The sequence below is a fragment of the Acidovorax sp. NO-1 genome (genome assembly GCF_000238595.1).
Classification (GTDB): domain Bacteria; phylum Pseudomonadota; class Gammaproteobacteria; order Burkholderiales; family Burkholderiaceae_C; genus Acidovorax.
This window is the reverse complement of record NZ_AGTS01000079.1, coordinates 19,960-33,305: the sequence shown is the minus strand read 5'-3', so window position 1 is coordinate 33,305 and position 13,346 is coordinate 19,960. Positions and strand designations below refer to the sequence as shown.

12 protein-coding genes and 1 pseudogene are annotated in these 13,346 nt (G+C 65.6%); 5 read left to right on the top strand and 8 right to left on the bottom strand.

Going from position 1 to position 13,346, the window contains the following annotated elements; all coding sequences use genetic code 11:
• Positions 1 to 4: 4 nt before the first annotated feature.
• The 6 genes from cynS to KYG_RS12605 all read right to left on the bottom strand — a co-directional run bounded on the left by cynS (position 5) and on the right by KYG_RS12605 (position 5,751).
• The gene (cynS, locus tag KYG_RS12630) at positions 5 to 448 is read right to left on the bottom strand and encodes a cyanase (RefSeq protein WP_008905293.1); all 444 of its coding nucleotides are present in this window, start codon (positions 446 to 448) and stop codon (positions 5 to 7) included.
• A 113-nt stretch (positions 449 to 561) separates the two neighbouring features.
• Positions 562 to 1,437, bottom strand: a complete 876-nt coding sequence (locus KYG_RS12625; RefSeq protein WP_034694439.1) for an ABC transporter ATP-binding protein — start codon at positions 1,435 to 1,437, stop codon at positions 562 to 564.
• Positions 1,427 to 2,296, bottom strand: a complete 870-nt coding sequence (gene ntrB / locus KYG_RS12620) for a nitrate ABC transporter permease (RefSeq protein ID WP_008905291.1) — start codon at positions 2,294 to 2,296, stop codon at positions 1,427 to 1,429. Before ntrB ends, KYG_RS12625 begins: the two co-directional genes overlap by 11 nt.
• A 1-nt stretch (position 2,297) precedes the next feature.
• Positions 2,298 to 3,704, bottom strand: a complete 1,407-nt coding sequence (locus KYG_RS12615; protein ID WP_008905290.1) for a CmpA/NrtA family ABC transporter substrate-binding protein — start codon at positions 3,702 to 3,704, stop codon at positions 2,298 to 2,300.
• Between the two features lie 146 nt (positions 3,705 to 3,850).
• A complete protein-coding gene (locus KYG_RS12610) occupies positions 3,851 to 4,546 on the bottom strand; it encodes a response regulator transcription factor (RefSeq protein ID WP_008905289.1) in 696 nt (231 codons plus the stop codon).
• Positions 4,543 to 5,751: a PAS domain-containing sensor histidine kinase gene (locus tag KYG_RS12605; protein ID WP_008905288.1), complete on the bottom strand. Its 1,209-nt coding sequence runs from the start codon at positions 5,749 to 5,751 to the stop codon at positions 4,543 to 4,545. Before KYG_RS12605 ends, KYG_RS12610 begins: the two co-directional genes overlap by 4 nt.
• Positions 5,752 to 5,843: 92 nt before the next feature.
• On the opposite strand from KYG_RS12605, the gene KYG_RS12600 reads away from it, so the two are divergent.
• The 3 genes and pseudogenes from KYG_RS12600 to KYG_RS12590 all read left to right on the top strand — a co-directional run bounded on the left by KYG_RS12600 (position 5,844) and on the right by KYG_RS12590 (position 8,545).
• Complete coding sequence (locus KYG_RS12600; protein WP_008905287.1) at positions 5,844 to 6,698, top strand: ABC transporter permease; 855 nt, start codon at positions 5,844 to 5,846, stop codon at positions 6,696 to 6,698.
• On the top strand, positions 6,695 to 7,201 hold the full coding sequence (locus KYG_RS12595; RefSeq protein WP_008905286.1) for a hypothetical protein: 507 nt from the start codon (positions 6,695 to 6,697) through the stop codon (positions 7,199 to 7,201). Before KYG_RS12600 ends, KYG_RS12595 begins: the two co-directional genes overlap by 4 nt.
• Positions 7,198 to 8,545 (top strand): annotated as a pseudogene (locus KYG_RS12590) (GAF domain-containing protein). Before KYG_RS12595 ends, KYG_RS12590 begins: the two are co-directional and overlap by 4 nt.
• 6 nt (positions 8,546 to 8,551) lie before the next feature.
• Here the strand turns inward: KYG_RS12590 and KYG_RS12585 are convergent.
• Together KYG_RS12585 and KYG_RS12580 are read right to left on the bottom strand one after the other, a co-directional pair.
• Entirely contained in the window at positions 8,552 to 9,289 is a 738-nt protein-coding gene (locus KYG_RS12585) for a hypothetical protein (RefSeq protein ID WP_008905285.1), read from the bottom strand.
• Between the two features lie 188 nt (positions 9,290 to 9,477).
• Positions 9,478 to 11,067 (bottom strand): GMC family oxidoreductase, encoded by a 1,590-nt coding sequence (locus KYG_RS12580; protein ID WP_008905284.1) that lies wholly within the window; start codon positions 11,065 to 11,067, stop codon positions 9,478 to 9,480.
• Positions 11,068 to 11,309: 242 nt separating this feature from the next.
• Here KYG_RS12580 and KYG_RS12575 point away from each other — a divergent pair, with 242 nt between their 5' ends.
• Together KYG_RS12575 and KYG_RS12570 are read left to right on the top strand one after the other, a co-directional pair.
• Positions 11,310 to 12,158 carry a 3-hydroxybutyryl-CoA dehydrogenase gene (locus KYG_RS12575; protein WP_008905283.1) on the top strand — a complete coding sequence of 283 codons (849 nt, stop codon included), beginning with the start codon at positions 11,310 to 11,312 and terminating at the stop codon, positions 12,156 to 12,158.
• Positions 12,159 to 12,366: 208 nt separating this feature from the next.
• Complete coding sequence (locus tag KYG_RS12570) at positions 12,367 to 13,200, top strand: crotonase/enoyl-CoA hydratase family protein (RefSeq protein ID WP_008905282.1); 834 nt, start codon at positions 12,367 to 12,369, stop codon at positions 13,198 to 13,200.
• Positions 13,201 to 13,346 lie beyond the last annotated feature (146 nt).

The window sequence follows — 13,346 nt, the reverse complement described above, 5'->3', positions numbered from 1 at the left end:
GATTTCAGTACTGCTTGTAGGGCAGGAACTTGCCCGACAGGACCACATTCACGCGGTCGCCATTGGGATTGGCCTCGCGCTGGATGTCCATGCTAAAGTCGATGGCGCTCATGATGCCGTCGCCAAACTCTTCGTGGATCAGCTCCTTGATGGTGGTGCCGTACACGCTCACCACCTCGTACCAGCGGTAGATCAGCGGGTCGGTGGGCACGGGTGTGGGCAGCGAGCCCTTGTAGGGCACTACCTGCAGCCACTTCTGCTCCTCGGCCGTCAGACCGAAGATCTTGCCGACGATCTTGGCTTGCTCGGGGGTGGCGGTCATCTGGCCCAGGCACAGGGCCGTGGTCCATTCCTTGGACTGGCCGACCTTCTTGGCAATGGCCTCCCATTGCAGGCCCTTGGCGACCTTGGTGCTGATGATCTTTTCGGTGACGTCGTTGCGGTTCATGGTGATGGCTCCTTCGGTTGGATGGGTTTTGGAACGGGGAACAAAAACTTCAGAGTGTAGCCCTCCCTGCCACCCACAAGGGGCGACACGTCAGGGCTTGGCTATTCAGGAATTCAGTGGGCTTTGGCCCGGGTGACCAGGAAGTCCACGATGTGGTTGCGCAGCGCGTAGTAGCCGTCCAGGTGGTGCAAGCTGGTGCGCGTGCGTTCGCGCGGCAGGGGGTTGACCACCACCTCGGCGATGCCACCGGGGCGGTAGCCCTCAGGCGTCTCGTTGCCGTTGCTCATGAGCAGGATGCGGTCGGCCAGCAGGATGGCTTCGTCCACATCGTGGGTGATCATGAACACCGTCTGCTGCGTCTGGCGCACGATGGTCATCAGCTCGTCCTGGATGGTGCCGCGCGTGAGCGCATCGAGTGCGCCGAAGGGCTCGTCCAGCAGCAGCATCTTGGGCTGGATGGAGAACGCGCGCGCAATGCCCACGCGCTGCTTCATGCCGCCCGAGAGTTGCGACGGCTTCTTGTCGATGGCGGGGCTCAGGCCCACCAGCGCCACGAACTTCTCCACATGCGCATCCACCTGGCTCTTCTTCCAGTCAGGCCAGCGCGACTTCACGGCAAACGCGATGTTCTGGCGCACCGTGAGCCAGGGCATGAGCGCGTGGCTCTGGAACACCACGCCCCGGTCCAGGCTGGGGCCGGCCACTTCGCGCCCGTCCATGATGACGGTGCCCGAAGTGGCGGTGTCGAGCCCTGCCAGCACATTCAGAATGGTGGTCTTGCCGCAGCCCGAGTGGCCGATGATGCAGACGAACTCGCCCTTGTCGAGCGTGAACGACACGTCGGCAAACACCGGCTTGGTGGGTACGAAGGCTTTGCTCAGCCGATCGATCTGGAGGAAGCCTTGGGTCACAGCGGGGGCCTTTCGTTGCGGGAGGTCAGTGGCGAGGGGGGCTGCAGCAGCTGGACGCTGGGTCACGTCACTCCACATAGGTCACCACCTTCTGCAATTGGCCAAAGGCCAGGTCCAGCAGCATGCCCACCAGGCCAATGACCACGATGGCGAAGATCACGTTGGTGAGCGAGAGGTTGTTCCACTCGTTCCACACGAAGTAGCCAATGCCGGTACCGCCCACCAGCATCTCGGCTGCCACGATCACCAGCCAGGCGATGCCCATGCTGATGCGCATGCCCGTGAGGATGGTGGGCGCCGCCGCAGGCAGGATCACCAGAAAGGCCTTGCGCAGCGGGTTGACCTGCAGCGTGGCCGACACGTTGAGCCACTCGCGCTTGACCGACGCCACGCCAAACGCCGTGTTCACCAGCATGGGCCACACCGAGCAGATGAAGATCACGAAGATGCCCGAGATGGATGAGTCCTTGATGGTGTACAGCGCCAGCGGCATCCACGCCAGCGGGCTGATGGGCTTGAGCACCTGAATGAACGGGTCGAACGCGCGGCGCAGCAGCGGCGACATGCCGATGACAAACCCCAGCGGTATCGCCACCAGGCAGGCCAGACCAAAGCCCAGTGCCACGCGGCCCAGCGAATGCGCGAGCTGGATGGCAATGCCCTTGTCGTTGGGGCCGTTGTCGTAGAACGGGTTGGACAGATGGCTCCACACCGTGCTGCCCATGGCACCCAGGGTGGGAAAGCCGCCGCTCTTGGGCGCGCCCGGGTCCTTGCCCATCATCTTGGCGTACTCGATCTGCTCGGCCGTCATGCCGGCCGTGCTGCCGCCCGCAGCGCCCGACGGCGCCGTGGCGATGTACCAGATGCCCAGCAGCGTCAGGAAGATGAGCACGGACAGCAGGCCCGCGCGCAGGTTGAGATTTTTGGCAGGAGTCATGTCATGCCGCCTTGCGGATGGGGAAGCTCTTGGCGTATTCGCTGGCCTTCGCAGCATCGAACTCGCGCCCCATGATCTTGAACTTGGGGTACGCGCCGTCGGGCACCTTCTGGTCCAGCGCCTTCATCTGCTTTTTCGCGTCGGTGATGAGGAACACCTTTTCGGCAATCTGCTTGTAGTCCACATCGCCTTTGATGTAGCCCCAGCGCTGCATCTGGGTGAGCATCCACACGGCCATGCTCTGCCAGGGCATGGGGTCGAAGTCGGCGCGGTCGGGCACGTTCTGGATCTTGCCCAGCCCATCGGCGAACTTGCCGGTGAGCACCTGGTTGATCACCGCCTCGGGCTGGTTCAGGTAGGCCTGGGGTGCAATCACCTTGGCGATCAGCTCGCGGTTCTTGGGGTCGCGCGCCATGGCGGCCGAAGTGAGCACTGCGCGGTACAGCGCGGCAAAGGTGTTGGGGTTCTTCTGGATGAACTCGGTGCTGGTGCCAAAGGCGCAGCAGGGGTGGCCGTTCCACAGGTCCTTGGTGAGCAGGTGGATGAAACCGACTTCCTCGAACACGGCGCGCTGGTTGAACGGATCGGGGCCCAGGAAGCCATCGATATTGCCCGCACGCAGGTTGGCCACCATCTCGGCCGGTGGGACCACGCGCAGCTGCACGTCGGTGTCGGGGTTCAGGCCGGCCTCGGCCAGGTAGTAGCGCAGCAGGAAGTTGTGCATGCTGTACTCGAAGGGGATCGCGAACTTGAAGCCCTTCCAGTTCTTCGGGTCGCGGTTGTCCTTGTGCTTGAGGGCGAGCGTGATGGCCTGGCCGTTCACGTTCTGGATGGTGGCCACGTTCATCGGCGTGGCGTTGGAGCCCAGGCCCATGGAGATCGCGAGCGGCATGGGGCTCAGGAAGTGCGTGGCGTCGTACTCCTTGTTGATCATCTTGTCGCGAATCAGCGCCCACCCTGCTGTCTTGGTCACCTCCACATTCAGGCCCTGCTTGCTGTAGAAGCCCAGCGGGTGCGCCATGATCAGCGGGGTGGCGCAGGTGATCGGGATGAAGCCGATCTTGAGGTTGGTCTTCTCCAGCGTGCCCTGTTTCTCTTGCGCCATGGCCTGCATGCTGGCCACGGGCAACACGCTCGCGATGGCCGCCATGGCCGTTCCCTTGCCCACCGCCTTGATGAAGCGGCGGCGCACTGCGTCTTGCGGAAACAGCGCCTTGACCAGCGTGGCTTCGATGAACTCGTTGCTGTAGAGCTCGAACTCACGGGTCTCGCTGCGCTGGCGCAGGGTGGCTGCGGCGGCATCGGCCGACACCTCGGCATGGTGGTCGGCCACCGTGTGGTCGCGGCCACAGCTGCATTTCAGCATCAACGGGCGGTCGGCATCGTAGGGCGAGAAGAATTCGGACATGGCACACCTCGAAGAAGTTGGTGCCAGGCGTTACGCAAAGCGCGGGCCAGTTTTTGCCGGTATCGGCCCGCTGTCGTGAATTCGTGGGTGTGGTGTCTACAGCGTGTAGGGCCAGCACTACAAATCGGTCGTGCAACGCACCGAATTCACTCTGCCGGTGTGCCACGCGCCAGCAGCGCAAGCTCCACATCGTTGCGCGCGCCGGTCTTTTCGAGGATGCGGGCGCGGTAGGTGCTCACCGTGTTGGGCGCAAGCTTGAGTTGTGCACCAATTTCGCTCACGCTCTGCCCGGCAGTGAGCAGGCGGAACACCTGATGCTCCCGATAGGAGAGCGCGTCCACCCCCGCAGGCGTGCCCTGCTGGGCGGTGCGCACCACCCCGGTGCGTTCCAGTGCACCTGCCAGGGCTTGCGCGGTCGCCTCCGTCAGGTAGCGCCCGCCAGCGGCCACCTTGCGCACGGCGGCCACCATGTCGTCGGGATCGGCGCTTTTGTGCAGATAGCCCGCCGCGCCCATCTGGATGCAGCGCACCGCGTACTGCCGCTCAGGGTAGGTGCTGAGCATCAGCACTGGCAGCGCGGGCCAGGCCTTGCGCAGCGCCTGCAGCACTTCGAGCCCGTCCATGCCCGGCATGGCGATGTCCAGCAGCACCAGGTCCAGCCCCGGTGTTCCCGTGGGCCCTTGCAGGGCGGCGACCTGCTCCAGCACCTCGCTGCCCTGGGTGGCTTCGGCCACCACGGTGATCTCGGGCGCACCGTTGGCCGGGTCGCCCAGCACCTGCTTGAGCCCTTCCCGCACGATGCGGTGGTCATCCCCGATCAACACGCGAACCACGGAATTCATGACAGCTCCAGAGGAATCAGCAATTGCAGGCACGAGCCCTGCCCCGGCGCGCTGGTGATGCTCAACCGGCCCCCAAGCTGCCGCGCCCGCTCGCGCATGCCCATCACGCCATAGGCGGTAGGCGCCTCCAGGGCCTGGCGGGTGGCGCCCACGCCGTTGTCGCGCACGCGCAGTTGCAGCATCTCGTCCTGCACGTCGATGGCAATGTCGATGGCGCTGGCCTGCGCGTGGCGGCCCACATTGCTCAGCATCTCCTGGAAGATGCGGAACACAGCGATGGCTGCAGGCTCGGGCAAGTGCAGGGTGGCAGGCACCTCCATCTGCCACGCCAGCTCCAGTTCGGCCGACTGCACGAACTCCTGTGCCTGCCACTCCAGCGCCGCCCATAGCCCCTGGTGGTCCAGGATGCTGGGGCGCAGGTCGGTGATGATGCGGCCTACGTTGTCCACGGCGTTTTCGATCAGGCGGCTCATGTTCTGGCATTTGCAGCGCATCTGGGTGCGCATGTCGCCCGCGGCCTCGGGCGTGCGCTCGCCCTGCTCGCCCAGGCGCTTGTGCAGCCAGTTGACATCCATCTTCAGCGCCACCAGCAGGCTGCCCAGCTCGTCGTGCACCTCGCGGGCGATGCGGGTGCGTTCGTCTTCGCGCACCTGCTCCGAGTAGGCCGACAGCTCACGCAGCTGCGCCAGCGCCTGCGACAGCTCGTGCGTGCGGGTGGCCACGCGGCGCTCCAGCTCGTCATTGGCGCGGGCCAGCTCATCGTGCGCGCGCTGCAGCTCATCGGCGGCACGCTTGCGGCTGGTGATGTCCACAAAGGCGATCACGGCTCCCTGCACCTGATCGCCTTCCAGAATGGGGTGGCTCGAATACTCCACGGCAAACGCAGTGCCGTCGCGGCGCCAGAACACCTCGGTGTCCACCCGGCAGGGCAGGCCCTGGCGGAACGCGTTGAAGATGGGGCAGTCGCTGTCGGCATAGGGGCTGCCGTCGGGGTGACTGTGGTGGGTGAGCGCGTGCATGTTGCGCCCCATCACCTCATCGGCCGCAAAGCCCAGCATCTGTGCGCCCGCGCGGTTGATGAACACGCAGTTGCCCGCCAGGTCGATGCCAAACACGCCCTCGCCCGTAGACTCCAGCAGCAGCCCCAGGCGGTTTTGCCAGAGGGCGCTGGCACCGGCAGGCAGGTTCAGGACATGGGTGGACATGGCTTGGGCCAAGCAATGGCCGTGCCCAGCTGGCTGGGCAACCGCTGATTGGGGGGCTGTGCGTGCGCCTGTCAACATCGCACAATCAGCGGATGCAAACTTCTTCCCCGTCCACCGTGGCCACCACCGTGGCCCCGCCCCCGCCGTCGGTATGGCGCCCGCCCAGCCTGTCCATGCGCTGGTGGCCCGTGTTCATGCGCAACCTGCTGGTGTGGCGCAAGCTGGCCATCCCCAGCCTGGTGGGCAACATTGCCGAGCCGCTGATGTGGCTGGTGGCCTTTGGCTACGGTATGGGGGCCCTGGTAGGGCAGGTGAATGTGGGTGGCGCAGCGGGCGACACCAAGGTGCCCTACATCCTGTTCCTCGCCAGCGGCTCGATCTGCATGAGCGCCATGAACGCGGCCAGCTTCGAGGCGCTGTACTCAGCCTTCTCGCGCATGCATGTGCAAAAGACCTGGGACGGCATCATGAACGCGCCCGTGAGCCTGGACGACGTGGTGCTGGCCGAAATGCTGTGGGCGGCGTTCAAGGCGCTGTTCACCGTCACCGCCATCCTGGGCGTCATGCTGGCCCTCTCAATCAGCCACAGCCCCAAGCTGCTGGTGGCCTGGCCGGTGCTGCTGTTTGTGGGGGTGATGTTCTCCAGCATTGCACTCATCTTCAATGCGCTGGCCAAGGGGTATGACTTCTTCACGTACTACTTCACACTGGTGCTCACGCCCATGATGTTTCTGTCGGGTGTGTTCTTCCCGCGCGAGCAGTTGCCCCCCATCGTGAGAGCGATCTCCGACTGGCTGCCGCTGACCAATGCCGTGGAGCTGGTCCGCCCGCTGTTCATGGACCAGTGGCCCGCCCACCCCTGGCGCCATGGCCTGGTGCTGGTGGTGACCACCGTGGTGGCCTTCTGGGTGGCCCTGGCCCTGACCCGCAAGCGCTTCAAGGCATGACCGCGCTGCTCGGCCCCAGCCATATCGCCATGCTGGCCAAGGGCGTTTCGGCCATCGTGGCGTCACGCGACGCGGCCCTGCGGCCGAGCATCATGCGCGCCGTGGGCAGCCACATCAGCGGCGATGGGCAGGAGGTCACGGTGTACCTGCGGCGCAGCCAGTCCGAGCAGTTGCTGCAAGACATTGCGCACACCGGCGAGATTGCCGTGGTGTTCAGCGTGCCATCCACCCACCAGACGCTGCAGCTCAAGGCACACCGGGCCACACAGCGCCCAGCCCATGACGGCGACTTGCCGGTGTTGCAGGCCTACCTGCAGTCCATGGTGCAGGAGGTGGGCCAGGTCGGCTACGGCCCGCAGTATGTGGGCGCCATGCTGGCAGCGCCGCTGCAGGATGTGGTCGCAGTGACCTTCACCCCCACCAGCGCGTTCGACCAGACCCCAGGCCCGCGCGCAGGCGCGCAGTTGTGTACGCCGCCCACGCCACCCGTACCGCAGCCATGAGCACCGCAGCGCCGTCCCTGCACAGCATCCGCCCCTGCCTGGAGGGCGCGATTCCCGCCATCATGGCGACCTGCGCCCCCGACGGCACACCCAACGTGGCCTACATCTCGCAGGTGGTCTATGTGGATGCGGGGCATGTGGCACTGTCGTTCCAGTTCTTCAACAAGACCCGCCAGAATGCGCAACCCGCGCGCGTCGGTGCTGGTGCTGGACCCACTCACCGCCCATTTCTACCGCCTGCACCTGCTGTATGAACGCACCGAGGACAGCGGCCCGGTGTTTGAGAGCATGCGCGCGCAGCTGGCGGGGATTGCCTCGCATACGGGCATGGCAGAGGTGTTTGAACTCAAGGGGGCCGACATCTACGCGGTGGAGCGCATCGAATCGGTGACGGGCGAAGGCCTGCCGGCACCTGCGCCGCGCTCCGGGCTGCTGCACACGCTGCGCCTGTGCAGCGAAAGCATCGCGCGCTGCACGGGGCTGGACGAATTGCTGCAATGCGCACTGCAGGGCCTGCAGGACAAGCTGGGCATCCAGCACGCCATGGTGCTGATGCTGGACGCCAGCGCCCAGCAGCTCTACACGGTGGCCAGCTGCGGCTATGCCACGTCGGGCGTGGGTTCGGAAATCCGCCTGGGTCAAGGGGTGATCGGCATGGCCGCGCGCGAGCGCACGCCGGTGCGCATCAGCCACATGACGCACGCCGCCCTGTACAGCCACGCCATCCGCGAAAGCATGGACGCACATGCCGCACCCGATGCACCGCCGCTGCGCGGCATGGACATCCCCTACCCCGGCCTGCCAGAGCCGCACAGCCAGGTGGCGGTGCCGCTGCTGTCGGCCGGGCGCCTGCTGGGCGTGCTGTTTGCCGAGAGCCCCGAGGACATGCGCTTTGGTTTCGAGGATGAAGACCTGCTGGTGGCGATTGCGGGCCAGCTGGCCGCCGCCATCGAGCTGCTGCAGGCCGCGCCCGATGCGCCCGAGCCGCCGCCTACTCCGACGGCGGCACCGCCGGTGAGCGGCAGCGCGCTGCGGGTGCGCCACTTTGCGGCCAACGACAGCGTGTTCATCAACGACGACTATCTGATCAAGGGCGTGGCGGGCGCCATTGTCTGGAAGCTGCTGCGCGACCACCAGCACACCGGGCGCGTGGACTTCACCAACCGCGAACTGCGGCTGGACCCCGCCCTGCGCCTGCCCGATGTGGCCGACAACCTGGAGGCCCGCCTGCTATTGCTGCAGCGCCGCCTGCAGGAGAACTGCCCGCACATCCACATCGAAAAAACGGGGCGCGGGCGCTTTCGGCTGTGCGTGCTGCGCCCGGTGGTGCTGGAGGAAGCCTGAGTTCTCTCAGTGCGCCAGACCTGGCACCACCGGCAGGGCCAGGCTGCGCATCAGCTTGGTCCATTCGGGCTGCGTGAGGTGCGGCTGCACCTGTGCCAGCAGTGCGGCGAGCACAGGGGCAGGCGCATGTTGCTGCATGTCCAACAGCATGGCCGTGCGCTCGGCGGGTGACATGTAGGGCTCCATCCAGCGGGCCACCACCATCATTTCGTGCGGCGGGATCGAGGCCACCAGCGCATCGTGCACGCCCGCCAGTTCTGCGTCGGTGTAGCACTGCCAGAGCACGCGGTTGTGAGCAGTCTCTTCCTCGTGCATGTGCTCGAAGTTGTGCGCCACAAACAGCGCCAGCTGGCGGTACAGGGCCTGGGTGGCGGCCGGGCGTGCGGGCTTGGCACAGGCCATCAGGTGGTTCACCCCGTCTGCCAAAGCGACGATGGCCTGTTCGTGCTCCATATGTTCACCGGCAATGCTCTGGCTGGAGCCGGGCAGGCGCGCCTCCATGGCGGCGTGCACGAACTGGTTTTCGTGGAGCAGGTGGGCGCGGCACAGGTCCAGCAGCTGTATCACGCGGTCGCAGGTCTGGGCAAACTCCAGGTCGTCGTCCACATCCATGCGGCCCAGGCCCAGCAACGTGTCGGCCATGAAGGCGCGCAGCGCCTTGTGGATGCTGGCGTACATGTCCATGCGGGGCGCGGCGGGTTGGGCTTGTGTCAGTGCGGCAATTTCGCGGGCATCAATCTTCATCACGTTCTTTCATGGCCCCGGTGGGCTCTTTCAGCGCCTTTTTTCTGGCGCCGGGCCGGGTGCACCATGCACCCGTTTCCATGCAAAGAAGTCTAGAAATTCGCCGCGCTTTTGCCTGTTAAAAACTCCTTAAGCAGACCCTTTGAAAACCTTAAAAATCGCGCTCCGGGCGCCAAACGTGAAATCTTTCACGGCGCGGCGCGCAGCAGGTCCACCGCTTTTTCCGCAATCATCACCGTGGGCGCATTGGTGTTGCCGCTCACGATGCGCGGCATGATGGACGCGTCCACCACACGCAGGCCCGAAAGGCCATGCACACGCAGTTCGGCATCCACCACATCCAGCGGCCCAGGCCCCATGCGGCAGGTACCCACGGGGTGGTAGATGGTGTCGGCGTACTGGCGGATGAACTGCTCAATCTCCGCATCGGTGCGCGCACAGGCCGATGCTGCCAGCTCCTTGGCACCGAACTTTGCGAGCGCCGGTTGCGCCAGGATCTCGCGCGTGCGCTTGAAGCCGCGCACCATGCGCTGCATGTCATCGGCGTCGCCAAAAAAGTTGGGGTCCACCAACGGCAATTTCATGGGGTCACGGCCTGCCAACGAGACGGCGCCGCGGCTCCTGGGCTGCAGCAGGCACACATGGGCCGAGTAGCCGTGGCCGAACACAGTCTTGCGGCCGTGATCCACCAGCTTGCCGATCACAAAGTGCAGCTGCAGGTCGGGCGCGGGCTCGGATGGGTCGCTCTTGATGAAGCCGCCCGCTTCGGCAAAGTTGGTGGTCAGCATGCCTGTGCGGTGCTTGCGCCACTCCAGGATGCCGCTCAGCGTCTTCGCCATGCCCGACAGCGACAGGCCGAAGAGGTCCTTCAGATCGGGGGCGTCCAGCACCTGCACCACATCGGGGTGGTCGTGCAGGTGCTGGCCTACGCCCGGCAGATCGTGCAGCACGGGGATGCCGTGCTGCTGCAAGTGCGCCGCCGCCCCCACGCCCGACAGCATCAGCAACTGGGGCGATATCAACGCGCCCGCGCTCATCAGCACCTCGCGACTGGCCTTCACGTGGTGCAGCGAGCCGCCCTGGCGGTATTCCACGCCCACGGCACGTTTGCCTTCGAACACGATGCGGGTGGCGTGCGCCCCGGTGACGACCTGCAGATTGGGCCGCGCCAGGTGCGGCGTGAGGTAGCCCTTGGCCGCGCTGTGCCGCTCGCCATTCTTGTGGGTGACCTGGTACAGGCCCACGCCTTCCTGCGTGGCGCCGTTGAAGTCGGTGTTGTACGGGTGGCCGGCCTGCACACCCGCGTCGGTGAAGTATTGGCTGAACCGGTGGGGGGCGCGCAGGTCGGCCACATTGAACGGCCCGCCTTGGCCGTGCCAGGCGTCGGAGCCGCGCTCGTTGTTTTCTGCGCGCAGAAAGTAGGGTTTCACGTCCTCCCAGCCCCAGCCGGGGTTGCCCTGGGCTGCCCAGTGGTCGTAGTCGGCATGCTGCCCCCGGATGTAGACCATGGCGTTGATGGAGCTGGAGCCGCCCAGCACCTTGCCCCGTGGCTGAAACCCCCGGCGGTTGTTCAGCCCGGCCTGCGGCGTGGTGTTCAGGCCCCAGCCGTTGAGCTCGAACTTGGCCATCACCGCCAGCCCGGCGGGGCAGTGGATGAGCACACTCTTGTCTGCCGGCCCTGCCTCCAGCAGGCAGACGCGCACTGCGGGGTCTTCGGTCAGGCGGCCCGCCAGCACAGAACCCGCTGAACCGCCGCCAATGACGATGTAATCGAACATGCTGTCTTGTCTCCTCCGCCATGCTGTGTGGCGGGTTGGTTATGTGGAGTGAAGCGCTGCTCACACAACCCGGCAAGGCGGTTCTGGCCAGGCGCCGCGCCGCAGGCAGTACGGGTAGCACTGCAGGCACGGCACGACGCCAGGAGAGTTGTGAGAGCGGCGCCGGGCCACGATAACCGAACGGTCGTGCGATTCGCCTTACCATTCCGCCCATCCGTTTCACTTTGAAGAGAGCTCTCTATATGACGATTCAGACCGTAGGCATCATCGGCGCAGGCACCATGGGCAACGGCATTGCACAGGCCTGTGCGGTGTCGGGCATCAACGTGGTGATGGTGGATATCTCGGATGCTGCAGTGCAAAAAGGCCTGGCCACCGTGGCCGGCAGCCTGGACCGCCTGATCAAGAAAGAAAAGATCACCGAGGCCGACAAGGCCGCCGCGCTGGGCCGCATCAAGACCTCCACCAGCTACGACGACCTCAAAGCCGCGCAATTGGTGATCGAGGCCGCCACCGAAAACTACGAGCTCAAGCTCAAGATCCTGAAGCAGGTGGACGCCATCGTGGCGCCCGAGGTGCTGATCGCATCGAACACCTCGTCCATCTCCATCACCAAGCTGGCCGCCGCCACCAGCCGCGCCGACAAGTTCATCGGCATGCACTTCTTCAACCCCGTGCCCATGATGGCGCTGGTGGAGATCATCCGTGGCCTGCAGACCAGCGATGCCACGCACGACGCCGTGAAGGCCCTGGCCGAGGCGCTGGGCAAGAGCCCCATCACCGTGAAGAACGCGCCCGGCTTTGTGGTCAACCGGATCCTGGTGCCCATGATCAACGAGGCCTTCTTTGTGCTGGCCGAAGGCCTGGCCACGCCCGAGGACATCGATGCGGGCATGAAACTGGGCTGCAACCAGCCCATCGGCCCGCTGGCACTGGCGGACATGATCGGCCTGGATGTGTGCCTGGCGGTGATGGACGTGTACCTGACCGAGTTTGGCGACAGCAAGTACCGTCCCTGCCCGCTGCTCAAGGAAATGGTGGCTGCGGGCCGCCTGGGCCGCAAGACTGGGCAGGGCGTGTATACCTACTAACCCCCTGAGTCGCTTCGCGCCTTCCCCCTAGCAGGGGGACGCCCCCAGCGCGGCGGGGCGGCCCTTGCGCCGGGGCACTGGTAAGGCGCCGCGCCGGTTTTTGAAGCCGCGGCCGCATGGGAGCGCTGCGCACATGCGTTGTCCCCCAGGGGACGGCGCAGTCGGCGCGCCGGGTTTTCAATCGTGGAAACGAAAAGGAGACCCGGCCATGTCAGAAGCCAACACCACCACACCATCCAGCACCATGCCCCCGCCCGAGGGCTGCATAGACACCCTGGTGCTCGGCCACGTACTGCTGATAGGCATCAACCGCCCGGCCAAGCGCAACGGCTGGACACCCCCCATGTTCCGCCAGCTGGCCGAGGCTTACACCCGCCTCGACGATGACCCCGAGTTGCGCGTCGGTGTGCTGCATGCCATGGGTGACCACTTCACGGCCGGACTGGACCTGCCCGCTGTGAGCGCCTACATGCAGCGCGGCGAGAAAGCCATCCCTGAAGGCCTGGTTGAGCCGCACGACTACGGCCTGCCCGGCTACCGGCGCCGCACCAAGCCCATGGTGGTGGCGGTCAAGGGCATCTGCTTCACCGTTGGCATCGAGCTGATGCTGGGTGCCGACATCGTGGTGGCCGCCGACAACTGCCGCTTCTCGCAGATGGAGGTGCAGCGCGGCATCATGGCCACGGGTGGCGCCACGCTGCACATGGCCGAGCGCGCGGGCACGGGCAATGCCCTGCTGCACCTGCTGACGGCCGACGAGTTCGGCAGCGCTGAGGCGTACCGCCTGAACTTTGTGCAGAAAGTGGTGCCGGCTGGCCAGGAGCTGAATGAGGCATTGGCGATTGCCCAGCGCATTGCCGCCCAGGCGCCGCGCGCGGTGGTCGCCACGCGCCTGAATGTGCTCAAGGCCATCGAGCAAGGCCAGGCGGCTGCGGTGGCGGACTTCATCCCGGTGCAGAAGCAACTGGCCAACAGCGAGGATGCGGCCGAAGGCGTGCGCGCATTTGTCGAGCGACGGCCCGCGCAGTTCAGCGGGCGCTGAGGTCCTGGTGGTGCGTCGCCGCCAGAGCCACCCCGCGCCAGACTTCAAGCCAAATCGCCCGCTAGCGCTTATAAATCATGCGCTGACAGCTCCACTATTGATAGCAATGTCTTGCGGGCGACGTGGACGCGGCGCGCCGCATGCGC

Excerpts from the sequence above, each read along its gene's own strand:
- cynS (WP_008905293.1), bottom strand. The coding sequence starts at position 448 with ATGAACCGCAACGACGTCACCGAAAAGATCATCAGCACCAAGGTCGCC.
- KYG_RS12625 (WP_034694439.1), bottom strand. The coding sequence starts at position 1,437 with ATGTGGAGTGACGTGACCCAGCGTCCAGCTGCTGCAGCCCCCCTCGCC.
- ntrB (WP_008905291.1), bottom strand. The coding sequence starts at position 2,296 with ATGACTCCTGCCAAAAATCTCAACCTGCGCGCGGGCCTGCTGTCCGTG.
- KYG_RS12615 (WP_008905290.1), bottom strand. The coding sequence starts at position 3,704 with ATGTCCGAATTCTTCTCGCCCTACGATGCCGACCGCCCGTTGATGCTG.
- KYG_RS12610 (WP_008905289.1), bottom strand. The coding sequence starts at position 4,546 with ATGAATTCCGTGGTTCGCGTGTTGATCGGGGATGACCACCGCATCGTG.
- KYG_RS12605 (WP_008905288.1), bottom strand. The coding sequence starts at position 5,751 with ATGTCCACCCATGTCCTGAACCTGCCTGCCGGTGCCAGCGCCCTCTGG.
- KYG_RS12600 (WP_008905287.1), top strand. The coding sequence starts at position 5,844 with ATGCAAACTTCTTCCCCGTCCACCGTGGCCACCACCGTGGCCCCGCCC.
- KYG_RS12595 (WP_008905286.1), top strand. The coding sequence starts at position 6,695 with ATGACCGCGCTGCTCGGCCCCAGCCATATCGCCATGCTGGCCAAGGGC.
- KYG_RS12585 (WP_008905285.1), bottom strand. The coding sequence starts at position 9,289 with ATGAAGATTGATGCCCGCGAAATTGCCGCACTGACACAAGCCCAACCC.
- KYG_RS12580 (WP_008905284.1), bottom strand. The coding sequence starts at position 11,067 with ATGTTCGATTACATCGTCATTGGCGGCGGTTCAGCGGGTTCTGTGCTG.
- KYG_RS12575 (WP_008905283.1), top strand. The coding sequence starts at position 11,310 with ATGACGATTCAGACCGTAGGCATCATCGGCGCAGGCACCATGGGCAAC.
- KYG_RS12570 (WP_008905282.1), top strand. The coding sequence starts at position 12,367 with ATGTCAGAAGCCAACACCACCACACCATCCAGCACCATGCCCCCGCCC.